This window comes from Stenotrophomonas sp. GD03654, from assembly GCF_029845105.1.
Lineage (GTDB): Bacteria > Pseudomonadota > Gammaproteobacteria > Xanthomonadales > Xanthomonadaceae > Stenotrophomonas > Stenotrophomonas africana.
Genome location: NZ_JAOCLC010000097.1, coordinates 1 through 13,278, shown reverse-complemented (window position 1 = coordinate 13,278; position 13,278 = coordinate 1). Strand labels below are relative to the sequence as shown.

Sequence of the window (13,278 nt, the reverse complement as noted above, 5' to 3'; positions counted from 1 at the left end):
TGATCAGAACGCCCAGGTGAACGTCAGCGAGCCATTGCGGCCATCGCCATACGCACCGTAGCCGGTGATCTGCGAGTAGTACTTCTTGTCCAGCAGGTTGTTGAGGTTGGCCTGCACGCTGAACTCCGGCGAGATGCGGTAGCGCACGAAGGCGCTGACCAGCGCGTAGCCCTGCTGCTCGAAGCGGCCCACCACCGGTGCGGCGTAGTAGATGCGGTTCTGCCAGTTGGCACCGCCGCCGACGGTCAGCGCCTGCAGCGACTGCGGGGTGTAGCTGGTGAACAGCTTCAGTGCGGTCTGCGGCAGGTTGGTGTTGATGTCGGCGCCATTGATGTCCTTGGCCACATAGCGCGAAGCACCGAAGGTCGCATTCCAGCCCGGGGCCAGTTCGCCGTTCACTTCGAACTCGAAGCCGCGGCTGACGGTGCCGCGTGCAGCGATCGAGGCGAACTCACCCGGGCGGCCGATGATCGGCTCGCTGGTGACCTGGGCGACGTTGTCCTGCTCGATGCGGAACACCGCCAGCGAGGCGTTCAGCCGGTTGTCGAACCAGGCACCCTTGACGCCCACCTCGTAGCTCTTGCCGTCGACCGGGTCGAGATAGCGGTCGTTGCGGTCGCGGGCGGTCTGCGGCTGGAAGATCTCGGTGTAGCTGGCGTACGCGGAGTAGGTGTCGTTGATGTCATACACCAGGCCGGCGTACGGGGTGGTCACCTTGTGTTCGCGGTCGTCGTTCTCGCCTTCGCTCTTCCAGTTGGTGTAGCGCGCACCGAGGATCAGCTTCAGCGGGTCGGCCAGCGACAGACGGGTGGCGGCATAGCCGGCCTTCTGGGTGATGGTGCCCTGGCTGGCCAGCGCCAGCGGGTTCCAGTTCGGCTGGGCAATGTTGCCGGTCCAGTCGAGGTAGGAGCTGAAGGGGTTCCAGCCGGTGCCGGGGCCACCCATCTGGAAGTCACCGTAGTTGGTGAACTCGCGCTTGTTGTAGCTCAGGCCGGCCATGAACTGGTGCTCGCGGCCGAACAGCTGGAACGGTCCGTCGATGTAGCCATCGATGCCATCGACCTTGCGCTCGGTGTTGTAGAAACCGGCCATCGGCGTGACGCCGGCACCGGTGCTCTTGTCGAACGCGGTGTAGGACGGATAGAACAGCTTGTCGTCGGCCTTGGTGCGGTCGTGGGTGGCGCCGATCTTGAACTTCCAGCCATTGCTGAAGGCATGCTGCAGGGTGGCGAACGCGCGCTTGCTGGTGGTGTCCCAGTAGGTCCAGTCCGGCGACGGATTGAACGAGGTCGGATAGTTGGTCGGGCTGCCATCGGCGTACCACATCGGGAAGCCGCCCCAGGTCGCACCATTGGCGCGCTTCTGCTGGTAGTCGTAGCCCACGCTCAGCTGCGTGTCCGGGGTCAGGTCGGCGTCGATGACGGCGTAGCCCAGCGTCTTGCGCTGGTTGTAGCGGTCCATCTGGCCGTCGGTATCCAGGTAGCTGCCGATCACGCGGCCACGCACGCTGCCGCTGGCGTTGAGCGCGCTGCCCACGTCCACGGTGGTGCGGGTGCGGCCCCAGCTGCCCACGTTCACCGAGACGCTGCCGGCCAGCTCGGCGCTGTCGGCATGCTTGCGCACCAGGTTCACCGACGCCGACGGATTGCCGGCGCCGCTGAGCAGGCCGGTGGCACCGCGCACCACTTCCACGCGGTCATACAGCGCCAGATCCAGGCCGGAATCGCCGTAGCTCCAGTTCTGCACCATCTGCGTCGGCAGGCCATCGAACTGGTAGGCATCGATGTAGAAGCCGCGCGCGTAGAACTCGGTGCGCTCGCTGTCGGACTGGGTGCTGGTCACGCCGGTGGTATTGGCCAGCACGTCGATGATGTCGTCCAGCTTCTGATCTTCGATGCGCTGGTGGCTGATGATGCTGACCGACTGCGGGATTTCGCGCGGTGTCAGGTCGAAGCGGGTACCGGCCGAGGTGCGGCGCACCGAATAGCCTTCGGCACGCTCGCCCTTCACCACCACCTTGTCCAACGTGGTCGGATCGGCGGCGGTGTCGGCGAAGGCGGCCGGGGCCACGGCGCAGAGAACGGCGAGCACGGCAACGGACAGCCGCTGCAGCTGCAGGGTACGGAAGGCGGGACGGGTCATGGGGGTCCTGGACGAGCACGCGCGTTCGGCCGTCATCCAGGAGGCGATGCGCTACGGGTAGGGAAGGGCGGGCAGGCCGTCCTGGCACCACCGGAAACGAAAGAAATGGTAATACGAACTATTACTATTTACAAATCATGAACAGATCGGTCCGCGGGTACGCGGTGGCGGTCAGCGCAGCAATGGCAGCGGATCGCGGGGGCCGTTCGAGCCGTAGATGCCCCAGTGCAGGTGCGGCGGTGTGCCCTTGGCGTTGCCGCTGTCGCCGACATGGCCGAGCAGATCGCCGGGCTGCACCACCTGGCCGCGTGCCAGGCCGTCGGCCCAGTCCTCCAGATGCGCGTAGTAGTAGCGTTCGCGTCCGGGACCGATCACCCACACCTGGCGGCCGCCGAGCCCGCGCTCGCTGACATCCGCGACGACACCGGCCGTGGCGCTGCGCACTGGCGTGCCGCGCTTGGCGAAGATGTCGATGCCGGCGTGGGAGCGGTCGCGGCCACGTGGCGCACCGAAGGTATCGGCGATCTGGCGTGGCCGCACGCCGTCCACCGGCACCGGCAGTTGCGTGGCCGGCGGCATACGAGAGAGTGTCCACAGCAGTTTCGGTGCAGCGGCCCATGGGCTGTTCCACAGCGTCATCGCGGCGACGAGGGCGATGGCCAGCCACAGGCTGCGCAGCAACCAGCGGCGAAGGTGGTGGGCAGGGGAGGGCGGTGTACTCATGGTTTCGAAGTGTAGAGTCGAGCCACGCCCGACTGCTTCAGCTTTGCGGTCAAAAGGCAGTCGAGCCTGGCTCGACGCTACAGAGCCGGTGTCAGCGGGACTTCGAAACTCCGCTTCAACGTGCCCAGTGCCACCGAGGTGCGGAAGCGCTCGATGTTGTCATCGCCACCGAACAGGCGCTCGGTGATCGCCTCGTACTCTTCCATCGACGCCGCCGAAAGCAGCAGCAGGAAATCGCCATCGCCGGTGATCGAGTAGCACTGCTGCACGGCCGGGTCGTCCTGCACGCGGCGCTTGAACGGCGCCACGCGTTCGCGCTGCTCGCTGACCACGCGCACCTCCACGATGATGGTCAGCGGTCGCCCGACCTTGGCTGCAGCGACCACCGCCACATTGGCTGCGATCACGCCGCTGTCCTGCAGGCGCTTGATGCGGCGCTGCACAGCCGGGGTGGACAGGTGCACGGTCTCGGCGATTTCGCGCTGCGGCAGGGTGTTGTCCCGCTGCAGCAGGTCGAGGATGGCGCGATCGAAGCTGTCGAGCACGGGGGCGGTGGCCATGGCGAGCAGAAGTTGCACGAACGGGCTGTCAATTGAGCCAAGTGCTCGGCGCCGGCGCAATAGACTTTGCCCATGCAGACCTCACGACTCGCGCCGATGTTGCCGGCGCTGGCGGTGCTTGGCTCGGTCACCTCGCTGGCCATCGGCACCTCCTACGCAAAACACCTGTTCCCGCTGATCGGCGCCCAGGGCACCAGCGCGCTGCGCGTGGGCTTCTCGGCGCTGTTGCTGCTGCTGTTCTGGCGGCCATGGCGCTGGAAGACCAGCCGCGTGGATGCGATCACCATCCTGCGCTACGGGCTCACCCTGGGCCTGATGAACCTGCTGTTCTACATGGCCCTGCGCACGATTCCCTTCGGCATCGCGGTGGCCATCGAATTCACCGGGCCGCTGACGGTGGCGATGCTGTCATCACGACGCCCCATCGACTTCGTCTGGGTGGGCTGCGCGGTGGTGGGGTTGCTGCTGCTGTTGCCGCTGGGCGGTGGCCCGGCGCTGGACCCGGCCGGGGTGCTGTATGCAATGGGCGCAGCCGCGTGCTGGGGCCTGTACATCGTGTTCGGCAAGCGTGCTGGCCATCTGCACGCCGGGCATTCGGTCTCGCTGGGGCTGCTGGCCGCGTCGCTGGTGGTGGTACCGGTGGGCGTGGTGCATGCCGGCGCCGCGCTGCTGGACCCGAAAATCCTGGCGGCCGGCCTGCTGGTGGCGCTGGTCTCCAGCGCGATCCCGATGTCGCTGGAAATGATGGCGCTCAAGCGCCTGCCGAAGGAGACCTTCGGCATCCTGATCAGCATGGAACCGGCGGTGGCCGCGTTGTGGGCGATGCTGCTGCTGCACGAGCACCTGCATGGATTGCAGTGGCTGGCGATCGGCTGCACGGTGCTGGCCTCGGTGGGCAGCACGATGACCGCGCGGCGGTTGAAGGTACCGGTCACCGCCTGAAAAAAGGGACGGAGGGGATTAAGTCGTTTATGCCCTGATTTAGGGGGCGCCAGGCGGCGGCCGGCGCGAAGCGTGCGGACCAACGGTCCGCACCTACCGGGGCGGCGGTTCAGCGCAGGGCGTCGGCCGGGACGTCGATCTGCATCGCCAGCGCGAGGTGATCGGAGAACGCGGCCGGCACAGCTTCAACGGTGCGGGTCTGCAGGCCGCTGCTGACCAGGATGTGGTCGATGGCGCGGTCGGGGCGCCAGCTGGGGAAGGTCGGTACGATGCAGCCCGGGGGCTGCAGCCGGGTCTTCTGGTACAGCACCTGCATTTCCGGGCGCTCGGCCAGGCAGTTGAAGTCGCCCATCAGCACTGCGTTGGGGTGGTCGGACAGCAGCTCGGCGATGAAGCCCAGCTGTGACATCCGCGAGCCCGCGCCCAGCGACAGATGGGCAACTGCCACCGCCAGACCATCGGCACCCTCGCCGAACTTGGCCAGCAGCACGCCGCGCCCGCCGATGCGGCCGGGCAGGGCGTGGTCCTGCACTTCCACCGGTTCCAGCTTGCTCAGCAGGCCATTGGCGCTGGAGGCGACCCCGCCCATGCGCCGGTTCGGCTGATGGCTCCAGTAGTTGAAGCCGGCACGCTGGGCCAGGTAGTGGGTCTGGTTGGTGAAACCCGAGCGCAGGCTGCCCGGGTCGGCCTCCTGCAGGCCGACGATGTCATGTTCGCGCGCCAGGGTGGCGATCGCGTCCAGGCTGCTGCGCTTGCGACCCGCCGGCAGCGCATGTGACCAGCTGCGGGTCACATAGTCGCTGTAGCGGCGGGTACTTGAGCCGGCCTGGATGTTGGCCGTCAGCAAGCGCAGGGTCCGTGTACGGGGGGAATTCACGGCCGGGAAGTGCTTCTCTTGGATCAGTGAGCCTGGGCCGCACCGCGTTCGCGGGCGATCAGGTGGTCGGCAATGCGCAGCATGTCCGGGAAGCTCTTGCCCTTCACCAGGTACTTGCCGTTGACGATGATCGACGGGGTGCCGCTGATCTGGCTGCGCTGGGCGAACTGCTTGGCCGAGTTGGTCTTGGCATTCACTGCGAAGCTGCCCATGGTGGCGGCGAACTGCTTCGGATCCACGCCGTAGGCACCGTAGAACTTGGCGATGTCGTCAACCGAATCGGTGCCGCGCTCGCCCTTCAGGGTCTTCTGCGAATGGATGGCAGCGTACAGGGCTTCGTGGGTCTTCTCCTGCACGCCCAGGGTCTGCGCGGCGTAGAAGGCACGGGCGTAGTTGTCCCAGGTGCCGCCGAACATGGCCGGCACGTAGACGAAGTTCACGTCGCTCGGCAGGCCGGCCTTCCACGGGCCGACCAGCGGCTGGAATGCGGCGCAGGCCGGGCAGACGTAGCCGAAGATCTCGGTCACTTCGATCTTGCCGGCGGCCGGCTGGAACGGCTGGCCGTTCGGGATCACCTGGTAGTCAGCGCCTTCCACCGGGGCCGGGCCGGTCAGTGCGGCGGTGGTCGGGGCCGGTGCAGCGGCCGGTGCCGCTTCAGTCGCGGCCTTCTCGCCTTCGGCAGCGGCCGGGGCAGCGCCCTCGGCGCCAGCGGCAGGCGCCGCCGGTTCGGTGGTGGCCGGCGCGGCCGCCGGTTCGGCCGGAGCCGCGGAGGTGTTGGCGGTGCCATCGTCGGCCTTGCAGGCGGCCAGGATCGGCAGCAGCGCTGCGAGTGCGAGGGCGTAACGGATCTTCATGGAAACGTCTCCAGCATCTGGAAAGGTGGGGCCGGCGTCAGGCGCCGGCCAGAGGGAAATGATGACATGCGGCGGCGACAGCGCCGTGTCGATGGTGGGCGTTGGTTCAGCGGCCGCGGGCGGCGCGGGCCTGGGCGATCAGCGCCGAGGCGATGCGCAGCTGGTCGTTGAAGCTGTTGCCACGCACCAGGTACTGGCCGTTGATGATGATCGCCGGGGTGCCCGGAATCCTGGTGCGCTGGGCGAACGCGCGGGCGGCGTCGACCTTCTTCTGTACGGCGTCGCCGCGCAGGGCCTGCAGATAACGGTCCGGAGTCACGCCGTAGGCCTTGTAGAAGGTGGCGAGCTCATCGGCCGAGACGTTCTGCATCGGCAGCGAGCCGTCCTCGTGCAGGGCCTTGAACACGGCCGCGTGGCTGCGCTTGGCCACGCCGACTTCGTCGGCGGCGTAGTAGGCCAGGGCCCAGGCGTCCCAGGCGCCGCCGAAGGCCGCCGGAACCGGGGTGAAGCGCACGTCGGCCGGCAGCTTGGCCGCCCAGGCTTCCAGCTGCGGTTCGAAATGGGCGCAGTGCGGGCAGGTGTAGCCGAAGACCTCGACCACCTCGATCTTGCCGGCCAGCGGCTGGAACGGGCCCGGCTGGGCGATGCGTTCGTAGTCTTTGCCCTCGACCAGCGGGGCATTGGCGGGGGTTGCGGCGCAGGCCACCAGGGGCAGCAGCACCAGCACGGACAACATCAGGCGGGAAATCAACCTCATCGACACGCATCTCCGTTGAAAAAAGCAACGCCGGCGCGGTCGCCGGCGTGAAGGAAACATACCGCAGGCGAGGGCCGCGGTGGCGGCCCGGGCCGACCAGCGGTGGTCAGGGCGCGGCAGCCGGTTGTACCGGCGTGGTCGTCACAGCCACGTCGTCGGCCTTGTTGTGCAGGCCCTGCAGGTAGCTCGACAGCGCCTGCACCTCCTGCTCGCTGAGCTTCTGCGCGACCGTGGCCATGATCTGGAAGTGCGCCTTGTCGGTCTCGTTGGTCTGGCCGGCCTGGTATTCCTGCAGGCGGCGCGCGACATAGCTGGCGTGCTGCCCACCGAGGTGCGGATAGGCCGGTCCGGGATTGCCGGCACCGCTGGGGCCGTGGCAGGCCATGCAGGCCGGCAGGCCACGCTTGGCATCGCCGCCACGGTACAGCTGCTGGCCGATCTCGTAGAACTTCATGCCCTTGTAGGGGCCGTCAGTGACCGCCGTGTCATCGGCGATGCCGGCGGTGGCCTTCTGCGTCGCGAAGAACGCACCGATGTCGCGCATGTCCTGCGGGGTGAGGTTCTGCACGAACGGCACCATCGCCACCGCCGCACCGGAGCTGCGCTGCCCATTGGCGATCAGGGCCATCTGCTGGGCGACGTAGCGTTCGCTCTGGCCGGCGATGGACGGGTACATCTCCACCGTGGAGTTGCCGTCGGCGCCATGGCAGGCCGCGCAGGCCGAGGCCTTGGTCTGGCCGGCCTTGGCATCGCCCCAGTGGGTCTTGCTGAAATCCACCTCCAGCGAGGCGGTGTTGATCGGCCCGTTGTCGGGCAGCGGGGTCAACGTGGTCTGCGCGAACGCAGCAGCGGCAACGACTACAGCAGTGGCAAGGGCGGATACGGCAAGAACGCGAGCGTGGCGCATGCTGAAGCTCCGTATGGACCGGGCCGGGCGGTGGCCGCCGGCATCGCCCGGATTATCAACGCCGTTTCCGCACACGGTCAACGCAGCAGTGCAGCAAAATGCCCGCAAAGGCCGCCGGCACGGGCGCGCGGCGCCGCAACATGCGATCCTAGGCACATGTCATTGCTCATCGAACGCGCCCGTTACCACCTTTCGGCCCACAACGTGCGGCAGCTGCCGCCCGACGAAGGGGCCGAAGTGGCTTTCGCCGGCCGCTCCAACGCCGGCAAGTCCAGTGCGCTCAACGCGCTGACCCGCCAGAACGCCCTGGCCCGTGTCTCCAAGACCCCCGGCCGGACCCAGCAGCTGGTGTTCTTCCAGGTCACCCCGGAAGCGCATCTGGTCGACCTGCCCGGTTACGGCTACGCCAAGGTACCGCTGGACCTGCAGGCGCACTGGCAGGCCTTCATCGACAAGTACTTCCGCACCCGCGAGGCGCTGAAGGGCCTGGTGGTGGTGATGGACATCCGCCATCCGCTGAAGGACTACGACCGGCAGATGCTGTCCTATGCCGTGCAGCGTGGCCTGCCGGCGCACGCGCTGCTGACCAAGGCCGACAAGCTCAGCCGCAGCCAGCAGATGCAGTCCCTGCAGAAGGTGCGCAAGGAACTGCAATCGGCCTACGGCGACAGCGTGAGCGTGCAGGTGTTCTCCGGCGAAGACCGCACCGGCGTGGACGAAGCCCGCGGCGTGATCGGTGGTTGGCTGGGGCTGGAATAAGGCATTGCCGGTCGCCCGGCTGGCAGCCGGGCGCTACCCGATCGGTGGGTGCCGACCTTGGTCGGCACACCCTCACAACGGCGAATACTCCGCCGGCACCCACGCATAGGCCTTGCCCTCGCCACGCACATGGCCCAGGCCGGGGAACGGCAGGTGCGCACCGGCCACCCACCAACCATTGGCGGTGGCCTGCTGCAACAGCGCCCGCCGGCTGGCGATGGCCGCCTTGCGGTCCGAATCCGCCTCGAATGCCGCTTCCGGATGCGCGAACTGCACGGCGTGGAAGTGCAGCACATCGCCCCACACCAGCAGCGACTGGCCCTGGCTGTCGAACCGGTAGGAGACATGGCCGGGGGTGTGGCCATGGGTGTCCATCGCCACCGCGCCGCCGGGCAGGGCATCGCCGGGGCTGAAGGTGCGCAGGTGGCCGCTGGCCTGATACGGCGCCACCGCGTTGCGTGCCAGCGGGAAGGCGAAGCGCACGCCCTTCGGCGCGGTGGCCTCGCTGGCAGGGTTGAGCCAGTAATCGGCATCGGCCTTGGACAGCCACACCGTGGCATTGGGATAGGCCGGCTTGCCCTGTGCATCGAGCACGCCACACAGGTGGTCCGGATGGGCGTGGGTCAGCAGCACCTCATCCACCTCGGTCGGGTCGACGCCGGACGCGCGCAAGTTGCCCAGCACTTGGCCCAGGCCGGGGCCAAAGCACTGCGCGGTGCCGGTGTCGACCAGGGTCAGGTGGTTGCCCTGGCGCACCAGGAAGGCGTTGATCGCGGTCTGCAGGCCTTTCTTGTCCTCAGGTACATAGCGGCCTTCGAGCAGGCGGCTGACCAGCGTCGGCGGCACGTCCACCACTTCCTGCCGACCCAGCGCGACCACGCCGTCGAACAGGGCGGTGATCTGCAGCGCACCGACGCGCTGGTGGTAGACGCCGGGCACCTGCTGGGTGGGGGCGGGCGAGGTGGCTTCGGCCAGTGCGGCCAGCGGCAGGGACGACAGGGCCAACAGCAGGGCGCCGTGCAGCGGCAGGTGACGCAGGGTCATGGCGGTTCTCGGTGGACGACGGATGATTCCGTTGCTGCATAGCGTGCCGTGGCCGATGTGTGCGCGGCGCTCAAACCACTACGCGGAATGCTCAGGGAAGGGGTGTTGTCTGCAGGGCTGCGCCCTGCACCCGCAGAGGCAACGGCCGCAGCCAAAGCAACGTCAAAAACTGGTTTCCTGTGGGATGGCGGGGTGGGTCCGGTTGCGGGGGACGCTGCAAGTACATCCATGTAAGCTCGGTCGCCGCATCCATGCGGCTCACGCCCCCGCAACCGGACCCACCCCGCCTTCGACAGTTTTCCGCGATCTGTTGGAACGACGTATTGCCCCGGTGGGTGTCGACCTTGGTCGATACAGTAGATCCACGCCATGCGTGGATGACTCATTCGATATGTGACAGATGTGTCGACCAAGGTCGACACCTACCAACAGCCGCGCGGAACAAAGCCGCAGTTGCCAACAGCCGAGTGAACCTGTCGAAGGTGGGGCGGTGTGGGTGGGCAGGACCGTTGGCGCCATGGATGGCGCCATCGAGCCCCCAGGGACGGGTTTACGGCGTGTCCTGCCCACCCACACCGTCCCGCCATCCCACGGAATGCACGCTGTTGCTGTTGCTGTTGCTGTTGCTCCGGCTCTTGCTCTCGCTTCGGCGGGTGCAGGGCGCAGCCCTGCCGAACCCCCTCAAATGTCTGTGGGAGCCAGTCCGTACTGCTCGGCGAAGCGCTTGCTGAAACTCGCCGCAGACCGGTAGCCCGCGCGTGCGGCGACGGTCTTCAACGGCAGGTCGGTGGTATAGAGCAGCTGCATGCCATGCGCCAACCGTGCCTCGGTGAGCAGCTGACGCAGGCTGGTGTCCTCGGCGGCGAGTCGACGGCGCAGGGTGGCGCCGCTCAGCGCGAACTGCTCTTCCACGTCGCGCGATTGCCAGTCGCGTGCCGGTTCGGCGGCGATGCGGTCGCGGATCTGTTCGCCGAGGCTCGGTGCCTGCGGCAGCAGCAGGTTGCCATGGCCCTGCCGGCACAGCGTCAGCACCAGTGAGGCCAGGGCCAATCGTGCTTCACTGTAGCGGCCGTCCTGCAGCGATTGCCGCCACTGGCGCAGCACCGTAGCGTGTTCGATCAACGGCAACCGCGCCATCGACTGGCCCGGCGCGGGAAGTTCCTCGCTCCACAGCGTGCGTGCGGCTGCCAGCACCTCGGCACACAGTGGCACGATGGCACTGAGATAGCGGCCAGTGCGTGGATCGGGGCTGTTGACCACGTCGATGCGGCAACGCTGGGTCAGCAGCAGGATGTCGCCGGGAACGAACTCCAGCGACTGGTGTGCGGTACGCACCTGCTTGCGGCCTTCCAGCAGGATCGCGAACTGCGGTTGCGGAATCTCCACCGAGCTGGCGCCATGTTCGCGACGTGCGGTGATGCAGGCATAACCTTCGGCGCGTGCGCAGCCGGCCAGGCTGGCCATCTCGGCCAGCAGTGCGGTGGCCGGGGGCAGCATGGCGGTCATGTCACGTGCGCGCCGAGCAGGCGACCGACGCCGGCGGCCGCGGCCATCGCCAGTGCGCCCCAGAACATCACCCGGATCGCGCCGCGTACCGGCGGTGCGCCGCCGGCCCGAGCCGCCATCGCGCCGGTCAGGCACAGGCCGAGCAGGGTGCTGGCCGTGGTCATCATCGCAACCTTGTCCACCGGCGCGAGCAGGGCGGTCAGCACCGGCAGTGCCGCGCCGCAGGTAAAGGCCCCGGCCGAGGCCAGTGCCGCCTGCAGCGGGCGCGCGCGCAGGGTATCGGTGATGCCCAGCTCGTCGCGTGCGTGGGCGCCCAGCGCATCGTGGGCGGTAAGCTGTTCGGCCACCTGCCGTGCCAGCGCAGGCTCCAGGCCGCGGTGGCGGTAGATCGCGGCCAGCTCTTCCAGCTCGCTGTGCGGATCTTCGTGCAGTTCGCGCTTTTCCATCGCCAGGTCGGCGTCTTCGGTGTCGGCCTGGGTCTGCACCGAGACATACTCGCCGGCGGCCATCGACATCGCGCCGGCCACGGTGCCGGCCACGCCGGTGGCCAGGATGGTCGCAGCCGAGGCGCCGCTGGCGGCCACGCCGACCACCAGGCCGGCCACCGAGACGATGCCATCGTTGGCGCCCAGCACGGCGGCACGCAGCCAGCCGACACGCTCGGAGCGGTGCAGTTCGGGGTGTCGTGAATGGCGGCTCATGGCCTTGAGTGTACGAGGGTCAAGAGGGCGTCGGTAGGATGCTGAAACCCGTCACCGTCGCATGACGCAACCGGTCGCCACGCTATAGTGCGCCCTTGCGATGGAAGGCCCCGGGCCCCACATCCCCCGCCACTGTCCAGCGAGCCCTCCCCTTGTCGAGCCCCAGCCACGTCGCCGATACACCCATTACCGACCGCTCGCAGCTGGTGGAGGTGCTCGCCTCCGGCGAGAAGCCCCGCGCGCAGTGGCGCATCGGCACCGAGCACGAGAAGTTCGGGTTCCGCCTGGATGACCTGCGCCCGCCGACCTTCGAAGGTGAGCGCGGCATCGAAGCCCTGCTCAACGGTCTGGTCCGCTTCGGCTGGGAGCCGGTGCAGGAAAACGGCAACACGATCGCCCTGCTGCGCGATGGCGCCTCGGTGACGCTGGAACCGGCCGGCCAGTTGGAACTGTCCGGCGCGGCGCTGGAAACCATCCACCAGACCTGCGTGGAGACCGGCACCCACCTCAATGAAGTGGCGCAGGTGGCCGGCGAACTGCAGCTGGGTTTCCTCGGCATGGGCTTCCAGCCGAAGTGGAAGCGCGATGAGATGCCGTGGATGCCGAAGGGCCGCTACAAGATCATGCGCGCGTACATGCCCAAGGTCGGCTCGCTCGGCCTGGACATGATGACCCGCACCTGCACGGTGCAGGTGAACCTGGACTACGCCACCGAAGCGGACATGGTGAAGAAGTTCCGCGTGTCGTTGGCGCTGCAGCCGATCGCCACCGCGTTGTTCGCCGATTCGCCGTTCACCGAAGGCAAGCCGAACGGCTATCTGAGCTACCGCTCGCACATCTGGACCGACACCGATGCCGACCGCACCGGCATGCTCGACTTCGTGTTCGAGGATGGGTTCGGTTACGAACGCTATGTCGATTACCTGCTCGACGTGCCGATGTATTTCTCCTACCGCGATGGCATCTACCACGACGCCAGCGGACAGAGCTTCCGCGATTTCATGCAGGCCAGGCTGCCGGTGCTGCCGGGCGCGCTGCCCACCCTGCGCGACTGGTCGGACCACATGACCACCGCGTTCCCGGAAGTGCGGCTGAAGAAGTACCTGGAAATGCGCGGCGCCGATGGTGGCCCGTGGAGCCGTCTGTGTGCGCTGCCGGCGTTCTGGGTGGGCCTGCTGTACGACGACACCGCACTGGATGCCGCCTGGGACCTGGTGCGTGACTTCACCCTGGCCGAGCGACATGCACTGCGCGACGGCGTGCCGAAGCATGCGATGAACCTGCCGTTCCGCAATGGCACCGTGCGTGATCTGGCCCGCGAAGCAGTGAAGATTTCCGTGGAAGGCCTTAAGCACCGTGCGGCGCGCAATGCCGATGGCCAGGATGAAAGCAAGTTCCTGGATGTGCTGCAGGAGATCGTCGAGTCCGGCCTGACCCCGGCCGAACGCAAGCTGGCGCTGTTCCATGGCCGCTGGCACGGCGATGTGGATCCGGTATTCCGCGAGT

13 protein-coding genes are annotated in these 13,278 nt (G+C 67.6%); 3 read left to right on the top strand and 10 right to left on the bottom strand.

The window, feature by feature from the left end:
* Positions 1 to 3: 3 nt before the first annotated feature.
* The 3 genes from fhuE to N5J73_RS22440 form a co-directional block, all read right to left on the bottom strand.
* Positions 4 to 2,142: a ferric-rhodotorulic acid/ferric-coprogen receptor FhuE gene (gene fhuE, locus N5J73_RS22450; RefSeq protein WP_049447802.1), complete on the bottom strand. Its 2,139-nt coding sequence runs from the start codon at positions 2,140 to 2,142 to the stop codon at positions 4 to 6.
* A gap of 171 nt (positions 2,143 to 2,313) precedes the next feature.
* Complete coding sequence (locus N5J73_RS22445) at positions 2,314 to 2,865, bottom strand: M23 family metallopeptidase (protein ID WP_049447801.1); 552 nt, start codon at positions 2,863 to 2,865, stop codon at positions 2,314 to 2,316.
* Positions 2,866 to 2,942: 77 nt separating this feature from the next.
* Positions 2,943 to 3,425: an Lrp/AsnC family transcriptional regulator gene (locus N5J73_RS22440; protein WP_049447800.1), complete on the bottom strand. Its 483-nt coding sequence runs from the start codon at positions 3,423 to 3,425 to the stop codon at positions 2,943 to 2,945.
* A gap of 72 nt (positions 3,426 to 3,497) precedes the next feature.
* On the opposite strand from N5J73_RS22440, the gene N5J73_RS22435 reads away from it, so the two are divergent.
* Positions 3,498 to 4,367, top strand: coding sequence for an EamA family transporter (locus N5J73_RS22435; RefSeq protein ID WP_049447799.1), 870 nt, complete (start codon positions 3,498 to 3,500; stop codon positions 4,365 to 4,367).
* A gap of 109 nt (positions 4,368 to 4,476) precedes the next feature.
* On the opposite strand, the gene N5J73_RS22430 is transcribed toward N5J73_RS22435, so the two are convergent.
* The 4 genes from N5J73_RS22430 to N5J73_RS22415 all read right to left on the bottom strand — a co-directional run bounded on the left by N5J73_RS22430 (position 4,477) and on the right by N5J73_RS22415 (position 7,762).
* A complete protein-coding gene (locus N5J73_RS22430) occupies positions 4,477 to 5,244 on the bottom strand; it encodes an endonuclease/exonuclease/phosphatase family protein (protein ID WP_049447798.1) in 768 nt (255 codons plus the stop codon).
* Between the two features lie 23 nt (positions 5,245 to 5,267).
* Entirely contained in the window at positions 5,268 to 6,098 is an 831-nt protein-coding gene (locus N5J73_RS22425; protein WP_049447797.1) for a thiol:disulfide interchange protein DsbA/DsbL, read from the bottom strand.
* Between the two features lie 106 nt (positions 6,099 to 6,204).
* Positions 6,205 to 6,855 carry a thiol:disulfide interchange protein DsbA/DsbL gene (locus N5J73_RS22420; protein ID WP_049447796.1) on the bottom strand — a complete coding sequence of 217 codons (651 nt, stop codon included), beginning with the start codon at positions 6,853 to 6,855 and terminating at the stop codon, positions 6,205 to 6,207.
* Between the two features lie 106 nt (positions 6,856 to 6,961).
* Positions 6,962 to 7,762 carry a c-type cytochrome gene (locus N5J73_RS22415; protein ID WP_049447795.1) on the bottom strand — a complete coding sequence of 267 codons (801 nt, stop codon included), beginning with the start codon at positions 7,760 to 7,762 and terminating at the stop codon, positions 6,962 to 6,964.
* 156 nt (positions 7,763 to 7,918) lie between these two features.
* Here N5J73_RS22415 and yihA point away from each other — a divergent pair, with 156 nt between their 5' ends.
* A complete protein-coding gene (gene yihA, locus N5J73_RS22410) occupies positions 7,919 to 8,521 on the top strand; it encodes a ribosome biogenesis GTP-binding protein YihA/YsxC (protein ID WP_005411022.1) in 603 nt (200 codons plus the stop codon).
* Between the two features lie 72 nt (positions 8,522 to 8,593).
* Here the strand turns inward: yihA and N5J73_RS22405 are convergent, their stop codons facing one another.
* The 3 genes from N5J73_RS22405 to N5J73_RS22395 all read right to left on the bottom strand — a co-directional run bounded on the left by N5J73_RS22405 (position 8,594) and on the right by N5J73_RS22395 (position 11,772).
* Complete coding sequence (locus tag N5J73_RS22405; protein WP_049447794.1) at positions 8,594 to 9,565, bottom strand: MBL fold metallo-hydrolase; 972 nt, start codon at positions 9,563 to 9,565, stop codon at positions 8,594 to 8,596.
* A gap of 681 nt (positions 9,566 to 10,246) precedes the next feature.
* Positions 10,247 to 11,071, bottom strand: coding sequence for a helix-turn-helix transcriptional regulator (locus N5J73_RS22400; protein WP_049448867.1), 825 nt, complete (start codon positions 11,069 to 11,071; stop codon positions 10,247 to 10,249).
* Entirely contained in the window at positions 11,068 to 11,772 is a 705-nt protein-coding gene (locus tag N5J73_RS22395; protein ID WP_049448864.1) for a VIT family protein, read from the bottom strand. Before N5J73_RS22395 ends, N5J73_RS22400 begins: the two co-directional genes overlap by 4 nt.
* A 152-nt stretch (positions 11,773 to 11,924) precedes the next feature.
* Here N5J73_RS22395 and N5J73_RS22390 point away from each other — a divergent pair.
* Positions 11,925 to 13,278: glutamate--cysteine ligase (locus N5J73_RS22390; RefSeq protein WP_279941351.1), on the top strand; the 1,354-nt coding region annotated here is incomplete at its 3' end.

Excerpts from the sequence above, each read along its gene's own strand:
- fhuE (WP_049447802.1), bottom strand. The coding sequence starts at position 2,142 with ATGACCCGTCCCGCCTTCCGTACCCTGCAGCTGCAGCGGCTGTCCGTT.
- N5J73_RS22445 (WP_049447801.1), bottom strand. The coding sequence starts at position 2,865 with ATGAGTACACCGCCCTCCCCTGCCCACCACCTTCGCCGCTGGTTGCTG.
- N5J73_RS22440 (WP_049447800.1), bottom strand. The coding sequence starts at position 3,425 with ATGGCCACCGCCCCCGTGCTCGACAGCTTCGATCGCGCCATCCTCGAC.
- N5J73_RS22435 (WP_049447799.1), top strand. The coding sequence starts at position 3,498 with ATGCAGACCTCACGACTCGCGCCGATGTTGCCGGCGCTGGCGGTGCTT.
- N5J73_RS22425 (WP_049447797.1), bottom strand. The coding sequence starts at position 6,098 with ATGAAGATCCGTTACGCCCTCGCACTCGCAGCGCTGCTGCCGATCCTG.
- N5J73_RS22420 (WP_049447796.1), bottom strand. The coding sequence starts at position 6,855 with ATGAGGTTGATTTCCCGCCTGATGTTGTCCGTGCTGGTGCTGCTGCCC.
- N5J73_RS22415 (WP_049447795.1), bottom strand. The coding sequence starts at position 7,762 with ATGCGCCACGCTCGCGTTCTTGCCGTATCCGCCCTTGCCACTGCTGTA.
- yihA (WP_005411022.1), top strand. The coding sequence starts at position 7,919 with ATGTCATTGCTCATCGAACGCGCCCGTTACCACCTTTCGGCCCACAAC.
- N5J73_RS22405 (WP_049447794.1), bottom strand. The coding sequence starts at position 9,565 with ATGACCCTGCGTCACCTGCCGCTGCACGGCGCCCTGCTGTTGGCCCTG.
- N5J73_RS22400 (WP_049448867.1), bottom strand. The coding sequence starts at position 11,071 with ATGACCGCCATGCTGCCCCCGGCCACCGCACTGCTGGCCGAGATGGCC.
- N5J73_RS22395 (WP_049448864.1), bottom strand. The coding sequence starts at position 11,772 with ATGAGCCGCCATTCACGACACCCCGAACTGCACCGCTCCGAGCGTGTC.